General features: G+C 59.2%; 17 protein-coding genes. 10 read left to right on the top strand and 7 right to left on the bottom strand.

From position 1 onward, the window contains the following. Positions 1-2: 2 nt before the first annotated feature. Both Q8O29_RS00960 and Q8O29_RS00955 read right to left on the bottom strand, forming a co-directional pair. Positions 3-1124 carry a sensor histidine kinase gene (locus Q8O29_RS00960; protein WP_305560185.1) on the bottom strand — a complete coding sequence of 374 codons (1122 nt, stop codon included), beginning with the start codon at positions 1122-1124 and terminating at the stop codon, positions 3-5. A 131-nt stretch (positions 1125-1255) separates the two neighbouring features. After that, a complete protein-coding gene (locus Q8O29_RS00955) occupies positions 1256-1915 on the bottom strand; it encodes an OmpA family protein (RefSeq protein ID WP_305560184.1) in 660 nt (219 codons plus the stop codon). Positions 1916-2109: 194 nt separating this feature from the next. Here Q8O29_RS00955 and Q8O29_RS00950 point away from each other — a divergent pair, with 194 nt between their 5' ends. The 3 genes from Q8O29_RS00950 to plsY are packed head-to-tail and all read left to right on the top strand — an operon-like array spanning position 2110 to position 4338. Next, a complete protein-coding gene (locus tag Q8O29_RS00950; protein WP_305560183.1) occupies positions 2110-3174 on the top strand; it encodes an aldo/keto reductase in 1065 nt (354 codons plus the stop codon). A 13-nt stretch (positions 3175-3187) separates the two neighbouring features. Beyond that, entirely contained in the window at positions 3188-3679 is a 492-nt protein-coding gene (locus Q8O29_RS00945; RefSeq protein WP_305560182.1) for an aminoacyl-tRNA deacylase, read from the top strand. A 26-nt stretch (positions 3680-3705) separates the two neighbouring features. Next, positions 3706-4338: a glycerol-3-phosphate 1-O-acyltransferase PlsY gene (gene plsY, locus Q8O29_RS00940; RefSeq protein ID WP_305560181.1), complete on the top strand. Its 633-nt coding sequence runs from the start codon at positions 3706-3708 to the stop codon at positions 4336-4338. 18 nt (positions 4339-4356) lie between these two features. On the opposite strand, the gene Q8O29_RS00935 is transcribed toward plsY, so the two are convergent. Next, positions 4357-4965 carry a TIGR02281 family clan AA aspartic protease gene (locus Q8O29_RS00935; RefSeq protein WP_305560180.1) on the bottom strand — a complete coding sequence of 203 codons (609 nt, stop codon included), beginning with the start codon at positions 4963-4965 and terminating at the stop codon, positions 4357-4359. 248 nt (positions 4966-5213) lie between these two features. Next, entirely contained in the window at positions 5214-5699 is a 486-nt protein-coding gene (locus tag Q8O29_RS00930; RefSeq protein WP_305560179.1) for a YajQ family cyclic di-GMP-binding protein, read from the bottom strand. A 56-nt stretch (positions 5700-5755) separates the two neighbouring features. Here Q8O29_RS00930 and murB point away from each other — a divergent pair, with 56 nt between their 5' ends. Continuing rightward, complete coding sequence (gene murB, locus Q8O29_RS00925; protein WP_305560178.1) at positions 5756-6808, top strand: UDP-N-acetylmuramate dehydrogenase; 1053 nt, start codon at positions 5756-5758, stop codon at positions 6806-6808. Positions 6809-6918: 110 nt separating this feature from the next. On the opposite strand, the gene Q8O29_RS00920 is transcribed toward murB, so the two are convergent. Beyond that, on the bottom strand, positions 6919-7242 hold the full coding sequence (locus Q8O29_RS00920; RefSeq protein WP_305560177.1) for a hypothetical protein: 324 nt from the start codon (positions 7240-7242) through the stop codon (positions 6919-6921). 110 nt (positions 7243-7352) lie between these two features. Next, complete coding sequence (locus Q8O29_RS00915) at positions 7353-7544, bottom strand: antitoxin (RefSeq protein WP_305560176.1); 192 nt, start codon at positions 7542-7544, stop codon at positions 7353-7355. Between the two features lie 431 nt (positions 7545-7975). Between Q8O29_RS00915 and Q8O29_RS00910 the strand changes: the two genes are divergently transcribed. The 6 genes from Q8O29_RS00910 to Q8O29_RS00885 all read left to right on the top strand — a co-directional run bounded on the left by Q8O29_RS00910 (position 7976) and on the right by Q8O29_RS00885 (position 11292). Beyond that, on the top strand, positions 7976-8686 hold the full coding sequence (locus Q8O29_RS00910) for a hypothetical protein (protein ID WP_305560175.1): 711 nt from the start codon (positions 7976-7978) through the stop codon (positions 8684-8686). A 136-nt stretch (positions 8687-8822) separates the two neighbouring features. Next, positions 8823-9470: a GNAT family N-acetyltransferase gene (locus Q8O29_RS00905; protein ID WP_305560174.1), complete on the top strand. Its 648-nt coding sequence runs from the start codon at positions 8823-8825 to the stop codon at positions 9468-9470. Positions 9471-9593: 123 nt separating this feature from the next. Continuing rightward, complete coding sequence (locus Q8O29_RS00900; RefSeq protein WP_305560173.1) at positions 9594-10142, top strand: hypothetical protein; 549 nt, start codon at positions 9594-9596, stop codon at positions 10140-10142. 138 nt (positions 10143-10280) lie between these two features. Further along, the gene (locus tag Q8O29_RS00895) at positions 10281-10544 is read left to right on the top strand and encodes a BrnT family toxin (RefSeq protein WP_305560172.1); all 264 of its coding nucleotides are present in this window, start codon (positions 10281-10283) and stop codon (positions 10542-10544) included. Continuing rightward, on the top strand, positions 10534-10803 hold the full coding sequence (brnA, locus tag Q8O29_RS00890) for a type II toxin-antitoxin system BrnA family antitoxin (RefSeq protein ID WP_305560171.1): 270 nt from the start codon (positions 10534-10536) through the stop codon (positions 10801-10803). Before Q8O29_RS00895 ends, brnA begins: the two co-directional genes overlap by 11 nt. Before the next feature lie 90 nt (positions 10804-10893). Next, entirely contained in the window at positions 10894-11292 is a 399-nt protein-coding gene (locus Q8O29_RS00885) for an ester cyclase (protein ID WP_305560170.1), read from the top strand. Between the two features lie 288 nt (positions 11293-11580). On the opposite strand, the gene argG is transcribed toward Q8O29_RS00885, so the two are convergent. Further along, complete coding sequence (gene argG / locus Q8O29_RS00880; protein WP_305560169.1) at positions 11581-12921, bottom strand: argininosuccinate synthase; 1341 nt, start codon at positions 12919-12921, stop codon at positions 11581-11583. Positions 12922-12929: the final 8 nt, after the last annotated feature.

Raw genomic sequence — 12929 nt, 5'->3', positions numbered from 1 at the left:
ACTTAGCCACGCGGCAGTTTGACGATGAAGGAAGTGCCTCTGGATTCGTCCGATGTGAGGTGGATGGTTCCGCCGTGGGCGCGAACAATTTCCTGACAAATAAACAGACCCAGACCCAGCCCGTTGGGCACCCTGCGTTCGCCCCTTTCTGCCGCCGAGCCGCGAACCAGGGGCTTGAAAATCCGCGCCTGCTCCTCAACCGAAATCGGTGCGCCAAAGTTGTGGACCGAAAAAGCCACCTGGTCGGCCAGCTCCCAGAGGCGCACGGTAACGGGCTCACCTCGGGCGCCGTAGGAGATGGCGTTGGCAAGCAGGTTGGACAGCAGTTGCCCCATGCGCCCTTCATCCCATCTGCCCTCGAAACTTCCGCTGCTGTCCATGCGCAGGATGCTTTGCGGGTTGCGCACGCGCGTTTCTTCCATGATCTTGGAAAACTGGGTCACCAGATTGCCTGGCTTGGGATTGATGGGCATCAATCCTTCTGACTGCGCGCGTGTGAAGTCGACCACGTGTTCGATCACGCTGTTGATGCGGACCACGCTATTGATGATGGGCTCTGCGGCGTTGGCGGCGAGTTGCCCGGACCGCACAAGGTACTGTGCCGACATGGAGATGGTGCCCAGCGGGTTGCGGATGTCGTGGCCGAGGATGCCGATGAACAGGTCGGTGGATTTGCGGGTCTGGTCGGTGTAGCGGGCCACCGACTCGGCAATCGCCTGGTCCATCGCGTCGTGGAAACGGACCAGGTCCTCCATGTCCCGAGGCTGGTCCCGCCCGCCGCCTGCGTCCACCCACTGCCGGACCACGTTGCTCCGGAATGCCCGGTATTCGGTAATCATGGTATCGATCGCAAAACCCGAGACCATGCGGGTGTCGGCATGGGTCTCGGCGGCTGACTCCAGATCTTCCGAGGGCCCTTTGCCCGCGTCGGGGGGTGTGTCCGGATTCTCGCTGGCGGGCGGGCGATCAAGCTCGTCGGCGATCGCCGCGAGGATTTCGCCGGCATGATCCCGCAAGGTAGCCTGGTCCAGCAGGCTGCCGTCATGCACTAGGGTGGCGGCAAAGGCGTCCCAGGCCGCAAGAATGTCTTGCGCGTTCGCACGCAGGTGGGTTGAAAGTCGCATGATGAGCCCTTTGGTGAAGAAGCGTCAGGCACCACAGTGCGTGTCTGACCGGCAAAAAAAAACCCTCCGGTGGCCCGAAGAGTTTTGTCATCAGTACCCCCAGGACCGGGGGTGTCTGGAAACGCAGTTGGTCAGCGGGCAGCCGCCTGGACGGGTTCAGCCACATAAATTTCCACGCGGCGATTCTTGTCGCGGCCCGCAGCGGTGTTGTTGTCGGCCACAGGCTGGCGTGAGCCGGCGCCGTCGGTGCCGATGCGGTTGGCGGCCACACCGCGACCGACCAGGTAGTTGCGGGTGCTGTTGGCGCGGTCCATCGACAGCGGGTTGTTGATGGCATCGCTGCCGGTGCTGTCAGTGTGACCGATGATGGTCACGGTGGTCACCGGGTTCTGGTTCAGGCTGGTGGCGAACTGCGTCAGGATGGGCGCGAAGCTGGAATTGATCTCCGAACGGCCGGTGGCAAACGAGATGTCCGAAGGAATGTCCAGCTTCAGGCGGTTGTCGGCTGTCTGGCTCACGGCCACACCGGTACCGACGGTGGCTCGTTCCATGGCAGCCTTTTGTTGCTGCATGCGCTGCGACCACAGATAACCGCCACCAGCGCCCACAGCGCCGCCAAGGACAGCGCCGGTGGCCGCGCCTTTGGAGCCGCCAGTGGCTGCGCCGAGCACAGCGCCTGCCACAGCACCGATGCCGGCGCCTTTGGCCGTGCCCTGCTGCGTTTCATTCATGTTGGCGCAGCCGCTGAGGAAGAGGGCGGCGCAAGCGAGGGTGGTGAGGACCAGTTTCATGGAAATTCTCCGGAGAAGTGTTTGAATTTTTTAAAGCGCGCGGTGGCCCGCTTGCTGATCGATGGTAGGCCCGCTGGCTTCTTCCGCATGTAGGGCAAATGCCCGACCCACTGAGCGCCGAGGTCGTAACTGTGCCTATAAACTAGTCCCACCCCCTCCGCATCTCCGTTTTCTACCTGTTTTGTATTGAACCCATGAACAAAGTCCAACTCGGCAGCAGCGACCTGCAGGTCACCCCCATTTGCCTGGGCACCATGACCTTTGGTGAGCAGGTCAATGAAGCCACCGCCCACACCATTCTTGACCGCTCGCTGGAGCGCGGCGTCAATTTTCTCGATGCGGCGGAAATGTATTCGGTACCGGCCCGCGCCGAAACCTTTGGCGCGACCGAAACCATCATCGGCAACTGGTTGGTCAAACGCCCCAGTGCGCGCAAAAAGATGGTGGTGGCGACCAAAGTGGCCGGCCCCGCGCGCGGCATGGACTGGATCCGCCAGGGCAGCCCGGACCTGACGGCCAAAGACATCGTGCAGGCCTGCGAGGACAGCCTCCAGCGCCTGCATATCGAGACCATCGACCTGTACCAGATCCACTGGCCGGCACGCCATGTGCCGGCTTTTGGCATGGTGTATTTCGACCCGGCCAAAGACAAGCCGGTCAGCAGCATTCAGCACCAGCTTGAAGCTCTGAGCGGCCTGGTCAAGGCCGGCAAGGTGCGCGCCATTGGCCTGTCCAACGAAACGCCTTATGGTGTGCACGAGTTTGTGCGCCTGGCCGACCAGCATGGCCTGACCAAAGTCGCGACGGTGCAAAACCCTTTTTGCCTCGTCAACCGCACCGTGGAAAACGGCCTGGACGAAAGCATGCATCGACTTGGCGTGTCCTTGCTGGCCTACTCGCCGCTGGGCTTCGGCCTGCTGACCGGCAAGTATGACAAGAGCGGAACCACCGGTCCGGATGCGCCGGCCGAAGGGCGCATTGCCAAATTCGAAAGCGTGCGCAAGCAGCGCTGGGGCCGGCCCGAGGCACTGGTCGCGGCGCGACGTTACAACGCGCTCGCTCGCGAGTACGGCCTGACGCCCACACAGATGGCACTGGCGTTCTGCTATACCAAGTGGCAGGTCGCCAGCACCATCATCGGCGTGACATCGGTCGCCCAGCTCGACGACAACCTGGACGCCTGGGGCACCAAGCTGCCCCCGGAACTGCTGGCCGCCATCGACGGGATTCGCTGGGAGTTGCGCGACCCGGCGCTCTGACGGAATCGCCGAAGTGAGCAAAAAAGACCACGTGTCGGAGACACTGGCCACGCAGTTGCTGAAGGCCGCCAAAGTACTTTTCACCGAGCATCCCTACGAGTACCTGGAGCACGGCGGCGCGCAGCACAGCGCCGAGGTGCTGGGGTTTGATCCCTTCACCGTCGTCAAGACCCTGGTGATCCAGGACCAGGACGCCAAACCGCTGCTGGTTCTGATGCACGGCAACCGCAAGGTCTCGACGAAAAACCTGGCGCGCCAGATTGGCGCCAAGTCGGTCGAGCCCTGTAAGCCCGAGGTGGCGAATCGGCACAGCGGTTACCTGGTCGGCGGGACCTCACCCTTCGGTACGCGCAAGCTCATGCCGGTGTATATCGAGGAAAGCATTCTGGCCTTGCCTAAAATCGCCATCAACGGTGGCCGGCGCGGCTACCTCGTGGGACTGGACCCGCAGGTGTGTGTCGCGCTGCTGGGTGCAAAATCCGTCAACTGCGCGCTCGAAGACTGACGCCATAACAATATCTGGAGAACACCATGGACTACCTTTATTCCGCCCTCGCCGTCGTGGCGGCCTACCTGGTGGGCTCACTGTCGTTTGCGGTCATTGTCAGCAAGTTGATGGGTCTGAACGATCCGCGCAGCTACGGCAGCAAGAATCCGGGCGCGACCAATGTGCTGCGTTCGGGCAACAAGGCGGCCGCCGTTGCCACCTTGCTGCTGGACGGCCTCAAGGGTTGGTTGCCGATGGCGCTGGTGACCTGGTTCGGCCGCGACTACGGCCTGCGGGAAGGCACGCTGGCGGCGGTCGGGCTGGCGGCCTTCATCGGTCACCTGTACCCGGTGTTTTTCAGGTTCGAGGGCGGCAAGGGCGTGGCCACCGCAGCTGGCGTGTTGTTTGGTGTGCACTGGGTGCTGGGGCTGGCCACGCTCGCGACCTGGGTCATCGTCGCCTTCTTTTCGCGCTACTCGTCGCTGGCCTCGCTGGCCTGCGCGCTGTTTGCGCCCTGGTATTACCTGGTGGGCGACCGCAGCTTCTGGTACGCAGACAAAACCATGACGCTGGCGATATTTGTGATGAGTGCCTGTCTCGCTTACCGGCACCGCGAAAATATCAACAAACTGCTCAGGGGCGAGGAGTCCAGACTGGGCAGCAAGGCCAAACGCTGAGCCGGGGCGGGGTCACGCCTAATAACGCCTGACCAGAATCATCTGCTCGTTCTCGCGCAGCATCTGAAAGCGTGTCAGAAAGCTGTTGCCGAGCAGCATGTAGGGCATAGGCTGCGGCGAGACCACGGCATCCACGTCATAGACCTCGACGTCCCCGACCCGTACCGAATTGAGTTTCACACGAAAACCCTGGGTGATGCCATTGGCGGTGCTCATGCGGACCGGCTGGCCGTCCTTGTAGCTGATGCCGGTGCGTTCAGCGTCGGCCGCGCTCATGGCGATGCTGGTGGCGCCAGTGTCCACCATGAACTGCACCGCACGGCCGTTGATTTGGCCGGACGTCATGAAATGCCCGCCGCTGCCGGCGTTCAGTACGATGCGGTTGCTCTTGCCCGCTCCGCCGCCTGCCCCCCCGCCGGCGCCAACGCTGACCGGCGCGTCGCCGACCCGCAGCACATGGCGCTTGCCGTTGAGCTCAAGCACAGCCTGATCGCCGGAGGTGGAAATCACTTTGACATTCATGTGGGTTTCGCCGGCTGCCACCGACTTGGGCGGCGCACCGTTCACGACCAACAGCGCCTTGTTGCCCAGCATGCCGGCCAAAGCTACGCTTTGGGCGTGCGCCATGCCGCTAAAAGCCGTCAGCGCTACGAACCACAGCGCGAGGTGGCGAGCGTGAGATCCCCATCCCATTCCAGCCGGGGCCGCAGAACCGGCTTCGCCGGGCCGCAGGCGCAGCGCCCCCTCGGGGCTGGAGCCTGCGGCTCCAATGCTGCTTGAGCAGCTTTGGACTGGCGGCAGAAGCGACGCCTCTGGCGAGCGGCGGCCTGCAAGGTGCAGCGAACCACACGCAGTGGGGAGCGTGGGGGCCATATTCAGTCCCTGAAGTTGTTGAAGCTCAAGGGCATGTCGGGCAGCTCGGCCTTGATCATGGCCATGGCCTCCTGCAGGTCGTCGCGGTTTTTGCCAGTCACCCGCACCGCGTCGCCCTGGATGGAGGCCTGCACCTTGACCTTGCTGCCCTTGATGAGCTGCGAGATTTTCTTGGCCTGTTCGGTCTCGATGCCGTTGCGTACCTTGGTGATTTGCTTGACCTTGTCGCCGCCAATTTTTTCGACCTTGCCGGCGTCGAAGAAGCGCACATCGACGCCGCTTTTGGTCGCCTTGTTGCGCAGAATGTCGGTGATCTGGTCGATCTGGAAGTCGCTGTCGCCGATCAGCGTGATTTCCTTGTCCTTGAGCTCGATGGCCGCAGAGGTGCCTTTGAAGTCAAACCGGGTGCCGATTTCCTTGCCGGTGTTTTCCACGGCGTTTTTGACCTTGACCAGATCAGCTTCGAGGACGGTGTCAAAAGAGGGCATGGTTTTCCGGCTTCCGGGGTTGCGTTGCGGAGATGTCGGGGTGCGACAATCCCGTGATGTTAGTCGAGAAAAACGTTCCCCTGCAGTTTTCCAACACCTTTGGCATCATGGCCAAGGCCCTGACCCTGGTGCGCATCCGCAGCGAGCTCGACGTGGCTGCGGTGCTGGCCGACCCGGCGCTGCGGGGGGCGCCCAAGTTTGTGCTTGGCGGCGGCAGCAACATCGTGATCACTGGCGACGTGAAGCCGCTGGTGCTCAAGGTCGAGATCATGGGCAAAAAGCTGCTTGGCGAGACCGCCAAAGCCTGGATCGTCGAGGCCGGCGCCGGCGAAAGCTGGCACGACATCGTGGACTGGACCGTGCACCAGGGCTACCCCGGGCTGGAAAACCTGGCGCTGATTCCTGGCACCGTCGGTGGCTCGCCGGTGCAGAACATTGGCGCTTACGGCGTGGAGTTGCAGGACCGTTTTGATTCGCTGGATGCGATTGACTTGAGCACCGGAAAAAGCTTCACGCTGGACGCCGCGCAGTGCGCGTTTGGCTACCGCGACTCGGTGTTCAAACACGGCAGCACTGGCCCCAACGGTTTGGGTCTGGCCGGCAAGGCGCTGATCACGCGCGTGCGTTTTGCGCTGCCGAAGGCCTGGAAGCCGGTGCTCGGTTATGCCGACATCGAGAAAAAAATGGCGCAATCGCCGTCCATTCAGCCCGATGCGCTGCAAATCTACGACTGGATCTGCGAGATCCGCCGCGCCAAGCTGCCCGACCCAAAGGTGATTGGCAATGCCGGCAGCTTCTTCAAAAACCCCACCGTCACGCCCGAGCAGTGCGCAGACATCATCCAGCGCGAACCGAAAATCGTTCATTACTCGCTGGCTGATGGCTCGGTCAAGCTGGCGGCAGGCTGGCTGATCGACGCCTGCGGCTGGAAGGGCAAAACCATCGGCAATGCCGGCGTCTACGACAAGCAGGCGCTGGTGCTGGTGAACCGTGGCGGCGCGATGCAGCCGGTGACAGGTGGCGAAGTGATGACGCTGGCGAAGGCGATTCAGACCAGTGTGTATGAACGCTTCGGCATCCTGCTGGAGCATGAGCCGGTCGTGGTTTGAGGTTTCGGTTCGCGCCACAATCGCTATTAATTTAGTAGCTGCTTGCGCAGGTAATACCAGGGTTAGAGGGTGATTTGTCTCTTAAATAAAGGCTGCAGGCCGGCAAAGCCTCACGGCGCACGCCGTTTCTCACGAGCGCCACTTGAGCGTGACTTCAAACTCGAAGACGGTTCCACAAAACGCCCTGACACATACTTGTGCAAAACGCTGGCAATCAGCGTTTGGTATGGCATTCCCTCTTCAAGCGCGCGAGCCTGAATGTCCATCAAATCCGGCGTTGAAATGCGAATGTTGACCCGTTTTTCTTTCAGGAACGTAGCGCTTGCGGCAGCCTTGAACTTGGCTAGTTTGGCTCTGGAAGGAGACGTCGACTTGAGTTCGCCTTTCTCATAGGCATTCAAGACGTCTTGTTCAAACAGATCAGGTTTTTTCATCTGGATTGCTCCGCAGTAGGTAGTCCCGGGTTGCTTTTCTGCTGGGAATCACGGTTTTCAAAAAGTAATAGTCTGGCTCTTCAACGTAAGGCACCAGATAGACATACGCCTCAAGCGCAATGACCAGAACTCCTGGAGCGCCGCAAAGAATCATCCCAGGGTGTCGGCCGGCGCGACAAGATGACATCGCTGGTTTCAGCGTCCTGGCGGATAAACACTTCCTTGGTATCAAGACGATAAGCGGCAGGCAGGCGAACAGCCTGGCTGCGGCCGTTGGTGAAAATTTTGGCGACTTGGGTCATGACGGGCTCCTTGCTCAAGAGTGGTGTCTATCAAAGTAGATATCACTTGCGCCGCACTTTCTGCTCGGTTCGCGGGGTCGGTTCCGTGTGGATTAAATTGGAATCTGACCCCCATTATTCGCCCATTATTCCGGGCTGCGCCGGTTGCCGTATTCGGACCAAAACCATGACCGGGTGGAACGCCTGCACAGCCGCCGGCAGGACTTGGGCAAGAGGTTTGGGTAATTGAACGTTGGGCAAACACGCCTGCATCCGCCATAATCTGTGCGAAGAACAGGGGGGTCGTTTCAAATCCCCTTTGATGCCAAAATCCCCAAAAACTACCGCCTCACGGGCGGTTCAGTCCAACATGGTTTATCTGCCGCGATTTATGTCCTCGCCTTGTGCCGACTTTGTGGTGCGGCAGATAAACGCTAATTGTTAGAGGTTCCATGAGCACGATCAGCACACACCTTGTTTTGATTTCCGCGCGGTTTCCGGAGGGAGCGAACCGGAAAATGGTGATTGAAGGAGCTCCCGCCGAATTCCCTGCATGGTTTGCCGGAACAGACGCGGAGATTCTGGAATCAGGCATGCTCGAGAGGCGAAGGACCGAATGCCATTGGTTGTCGGCCTGGACGAACGAATCGGAGGTCGACTCGTTCTTGTCTGCTCCGACCACGCATGTGCCCGCACTGGGGATTGCGAGCGAACTGTGGCGCTTGAAGCTTGTCCCGTACATGCAACGAGGTGCCGAGATATTGCCGCTTGCGCCGCATGACACGAGACCACGAAGCGACGAACCGATCGTCATCATCACCACCATCGGCCCGTATTCCCGGGAGGAAGATGCTCTGACGGCGTTCCAGCGGGCTCACTGCTCCCGTTCGTCTTTGCTGCAGGCGGAGGGGCTTCTTCACGAGATGCTGCTTGTTCCCTATCCCCCTATGGCCACTGATTTGTTCACGATCACCATCTGGCGCAACGAACGCGCCGCGCAGACATGGGCCTATCGGACTGACTCGCATCGCGCTGCAATGGAGTTCTATAAAGCAGGAAGTGAAAAGCCTCGCGTTTCATTCACTCGTTGCTTGATTGAGCGGTCCGAGGGCGGCTGGCGTGGTCGTGAGCCAGCATTGTTGATCGGCGATGAGAGTCGCTAGACCTCTAACAGGTCAATCAACGCGGACGGCCCGTCGGGCCGCCGGTTATCTCCGACGTTAGGCGGCACAACCAACAGTCGCATTCTTGCCGCGACTCAAAGTCACGCACTATGTGCAAATCAGAAGGAGACGAGACATGAGGTGGGCGACCGTCACAGAAGCGAATGACCTCATACCGCTACCCGCTGGGTACGCGTTTGAGCAGTTGAGCCGCAGCCAAATCCCGGAGCTGGCAGCGAAAGTCCAGCAGTGGCACCCAGACATTGTGATTGGCGCAGGCAGTTGCTACATCCGAGAACAGTTCTATCTGGACAAGGCCTTCCTCGCGAATGAGGCTGAACGGGATGTCTTCGTCCTATTGATCAAGTTCGCCGGCGAAATCGTTGGCATGTGGTCTTACGAGCGTGAGCCCGATGCCTTGTCGATCTATGGGCGACTACTGATTGTGGCGCCGGAGCACCGCGGCTCAAAGGTGGCCCTTGGCTGCATGTCGGGCACTAAGCGCATCTGTCGTACCTGCGGGGCCGAGTTCGTCTACACGATGGCCACTCTCAAAGTCCCGCACATGCAGGTTGCGCTGGAACGTGCCGGCTATCAACTGGTCGGCTTCGCTCCTGGCTACGACCGCGAGGTTGGGAGGGATGGTGCCGTGAAGCGGATATTTGAGGCGGTCTATGGGAAGGTTCTCGTGCCTGAGGGAGACATGCTGCGCCCCGATCCGGACAACCTCACGCCCCGGACGAAGGCGCTCTTCGAGCTAATGTTTCCGACCTCCACTCAATAGCCAAGCCTGTGTGTGCCATTGGCGGCGTGCCGCCCAACCCTCCATCGAGCGGACGTTCCAAAGGCCGCTTCGCGCCCTTTGGCCCGCCGCTCATGTCGAACGTTATGCCTCATGAGCAGAAGCATGGACATTATCTATAGCCCATTTGGGGAACTACCCGACGACGAATGGAAGTCAGCCGTTGCTGGAAAAATTGCGGAATACAAGTCGAGACTCGCAACGTATTCTGGCCCTGCTGTTGAACATCGCGTTCGTGAAACAAATCACGGAAGAGGAGCTGATCTAGTAACGATCACCGTTTCTCTGATCTCTCTCGGTGGGGTTGTATTTTTCGGTATTCCTGCTGCTCACAAAAAAGTTCGCGAGGCTATCGAGGAATGGGGAAAGATAAAAGACGAAATTGGGGCGCTTGCGAATTGGATTACAAGAGATAAGCCATCCCTTCCAATAGAAATCTTGTTTTTAGAGGCCATTACAGATTTAGCAAAGTCTGAAAACGTAGAGGAGATGGAATTCCTTTCAGCCTGCGAAATACCAACTCAGAACATTTACGGTTTCGATGACATCAAGACCTACCTTTTCATTTTAAAGAATCGCAGTGCCCTAATAATGACGGCCTGGGATAGCCACAAGAATAAACTTTGGTTACGCCAAATCGAACTATTAAAATGAGGCATAACCACGCCATCAACACGGACAGTGAAAAGCGGCGCGCCTTCGTCGCCCCGCTTTTCACTGCCGGTTATGGCGAACGTTAGAAGCCCAATTCAATTTCTCTAATAGCACCAATTAAGGTATGATTTATATACCATGCATGCTTTTGAGTTTGACCCAGTAAAAAGTAAATCCAACCTCGTTAAGCACACCATTGACTTTGTTGAGGCTCAGCTTCTTTGGAACGACCCGATGCTGCTGGAGATTGCGGCAAAAACTGAAGATGAACCTCGATATCTGGTAATTGGGCTTATTGATGGGAAGCATTGGTCAGCTGTCATGACCTACCGAGGCACAACTATTCGATTGATATCCGTCCGTCGCGCACGCGCAGAAGAGGTGGCACTGTATGAAAGCTAAAGACTTCGAGCAACGGTTTGATGAAGGTGTCGACCTCACAGCTTCTTTGGATTTATCCAAAGCCAAGCGTGTTTTGCAGGAGCAAAAGCGCGTGAATGTCGATTTTCCAACTTGGATGATTGACTCATTGGATCGCGAAGCCAGCAAACTAGGCGTTACGCGGCAGTCCGTGATTAAGGTTTGGCTTGCTGAACGCCTTGAAGCGACCGCTTCTAACTTGCCGTTCCAACGGACGCGCGCCGGTACCGCGCACCGCTGAACTTTACGTTAGGCCGCATAAGACGCTACGCGCATGCACGACTCGCCTCTGAATCTCACACAAGTCGCCTGGTCGAGGCAGAAGGAGGTTGTGCGCGTCTTCTACAAGGAGATGTGGGACCATGCCAACACCGCATTGGTACCTCAGATCTTTCATCCTGACTTCACGTTCCGAGGATCTCTCGGCCCGCGGCTCCTCGGTCACCAGCAATTCATTGAATACGTCGAGCTTGTAACCCGCGCGCTCGGTCAGTACACGTCTGACATTCTGGCCCTCGGTGAGGAAGGGTCGCAGGTCTTTGGCAAGCTCAGATTTCATGGATACCACCGAGGAGAACTGTTAGGGGTTCCGCCAACCGGACGTCACGTCTGGTGGTACGGCACACCCATCTTTACATTTGATGGCGACCTCGTTCGAGACCTTTGGGTGTTAGGAGATGTCTACGGACTTATGCGGCGATTGCAAGGTGAGATCGAAGATGCGGCCTAACCCGGCGGTCAACCCGGACGCGCCGTCGGCGTCCCTTCTGCCGTATCACGGGTGCCCGCGTGTTCGCTCCGTTGTGCGTCTCGCTGGCGCGCCGGTTACCTTGGTCCGTTGGGCGTCCGCTTCCAGTCTCACGCAGCCAATTGAAGCTGGTCGGAACGGTCAATTCCCGAAAGCGGGTTGGGTCTGGCAGGCTGGCGCGATTTTAAAAAGCGAAGCGTATGAGCGCCAGGCTGCCAGGCACAACCCGCCTGCTTCAAAGCAACACTCGCCGCTAAAGCGAACCCCGATTTACTTGCTACTGCCGCCACCGAGTTTCAAAAAGTCCCCATCCTTGCCCAGCGACAACAAGCCACTCTGAGCATAGATGCCGAGCTTGGCCCGCGTATCGATGATGTCGAGGTTGCGCATGGTGAGTTGGCCGATGCGGTCCAGCGGACTGAACGGCGCGTCTTCCACCTTTTCCATGGAGAGGCGCTCGGGCGCGTAGGTGAGGTTGGGGCTTTCGGTGTTCAGGATGCTGTAGTCGTTGCCCCGGCGCAGTTCCAGCGTCACTTCGCCGGTGATGGCGCGCGCCACCCAACGCTGTGCCGTTTCGCGCAGCATGATGGCCTGCGGGTCGAACCAGCGGCCTTGATACAGCAAGCGACCTAGTCTCAACCCATTCATGCGGTATTGCTCAATCGTGTCTTCGTTGTGGATACCGGTGATCAGGCGCTCGTAGGCGATGAACAGCAGCGCCAGGCCGGGGGCTTCGTAAATGCCGCGGCTTTTCGCTTCGATGATGCGGTTTTCGATCTGGTCGCTCATACCCAGGCCGTGGCGTCCGCCGATGCGGTTGGCTTGCAGGATCAGGTCGACCAGGCTGTCACAGGTTTTGCCGTTGAGCGCAACCGGCCGGCCCTCTTCAAAGCGCACAGTGACTTCCTCGCGCCTGACCTCGACTTCATCTTTCCAGAAGGCCACACCCATGATGGGCTGGACGATCTTCATGCCGCTGCTCAAATGCTCCAGGTCTTTCGCCTCGTGCGTGGCGCCCAGCATGTTGGAGTCGGTCGAATAGGCTTTTTCGGCCGACATCTTGTAGCCAAAACCGGCCGCGGTCATGAAGGCCGACATTTCGGCGCGGCCGCCCAGCTCGTCGATGAAGAGCTGGTCCAGCCAGGGTTTGTAAATTTTCAGGTCGGGGTTGGTCAGCAAGCCATAGCGGTAAAAACGCTCAATGTCGTTGCCCTTGTAGGTGCTGCCGTCGCCCCAGATGTTGACATCGTCCTGTTTCATGCTTGAGACCAGCATGGTGCCGGTCACGGCGCGGCCCAGCGGCGTGGTGTTGAAGTAGGTCACACCGGCGGTCGAGATGTGAAAGGCGCCGCATTGCAGCGCCGCAATGCCTTCGGCAGCCAGCTGCTTGCGGCAATCGATCAGGCGGGCTTTTTCAGCGCCGTACTGCATCGCCTTGCGCGGAATGTCTTCGTAATCCGGCTCATCGGGCTGGCCGAGGTTGGCGGTGTAGGCATAGGGAATCGCACCCTTGAGTTTCATCCAGTGCAGGGCAGCGCTGGTGTCCAGGCCGCCCGAAAAGGCGATGCCGACTTTCTGGCCGACGGGAAGGTTTTGAAGAATGGTGCTCATGGCGGTAG

The sequence above is a fragment of the Polaromonas sp. genome (genome assembly GCF_030689685.1).
In the GTDB taxonomy this organism is placed as follows: domain Bacteria; phylum Pseudomonadota; class Gammaproteobacteria; order Burkholderiales; family Burkholderiaceae_C; genus Polaromonas.
This window is presented reverse-complemented; position numbering and strand designations above follow the sequence as displayed.

What these genes read in the sequence shown, in the direction of transcription:
- Q8O29_RS00960 (WP_305560185.1), bottom strand. Translation starts at nt 1,124, where the DNA reads ATGCGACTTTCAACCCACCTGCGTGCGAACGCGCAAGACATTCTTGCG.
- Q8O29_RS00955 (WP_305560184.1), bottom strand. Translation starts at nt 1,915, where the DNA reads ATGAAACTGGTCCTCACCACCCTCGCTTGCGCCGCCCTCTTCCTCAGC.
- Q8O29_RS00950 (WP_305560183.1), top strand. Translation starts at nt 2,110, where the DNA reads ATGAACAAAGTCCAACTCGGCAGCAGCGACCTGCAGGTCACCCCCATT.
- plsY (WP_305560181.1), top strand. Translation starts at nt 3,706, where the DNA reads ATGGACTACCTTTATTCCGCCCTCGCCGTCGTGGCGGCCTACCTGGTG.
- Q8O29_RS00935 (WP_305560180.1), bottom strand. Translation starts at nt 4,965, where the DNA reads ATGGCGCACGCCCAAAGCGTAGCTTTGGCCGGCATGCTGGGCAACAAG.
- Q8O29_RS00930 (WP_305560179.1), bottom strand. Translation starts at nt 5,699, where the DNA reads ATGCCCTCTTTTGACACCGTCCTCGAAGCTGATCTGGTCAAGGTCAAA.
- murB (WP_305560178.1), top strand. Translation starts at nt 5,756, where the DNA reads ATGTTAGTCGAGAAAAACGTTCCCCTGCAGTTTTCCAACACCTTTGGC.
- Q8O29_RS00920 (WP_305560177.1), bottom strand. Translation starts at nt 7,242, where the DNA reads ATGAAAAAACCTGATCTGTTTGAACAAGACGTCTTGAATGCCTATGAG.
- Q8O29_RS00915 (WP_305560176.1), bottom strand. Translation starts at nt 7,544, where the DNA reads ATGACCCAAGTCGCCAAAATTTTCACCAACGGCCGCAGCCAGGCTGTT.
- Q8O29_RS00910 (WP_305560175.1), top strand. Translation starts at nt 7,976, where the DNA reads ATGAGCACGATCAGCACACACCTTGTTTTGATTTCCGCGCGGTTTCCG.
- Q8O29_RS00905 (WP_305560174.1), top strand. Translation starts at nt 8,823, where the DNA reads ATGAGGTGGGCGACCGTCACAGAAGCGAATGACCTCATACCGCTACCC.
- Q8O29_RS00900 (WP_305560173.1), top strand. Translation starts at nt 9,594, where the DNA reads ATGGACATTATCTATAGCCCATTTGGGGAACTACCCGACGACGAATGG.
- Q8O29_RS00895 (WP_305560172.1), top strand. Translation starts at nt 10,281, where the DNA reads ATGCATGCTTTTGAGTTTGACCCAGTAAAAAGTAAATCCAACCTCGTT.
- brnA (WP_305560171.1), top strand. Translation starts at nt 10,534, where the DNA reads ATGAAAGCTAAAGACTTCGAGCAACGGTTTGATGAAGGTGTCGACCTC.
- argG (WP_305560169.1), bottom strand. Translation starts at nt 12,921, where the DNA reads ATGAGCACCATTCTTCAAAACCTTCCCGTCGGCCAGAAAGTCGGCATC.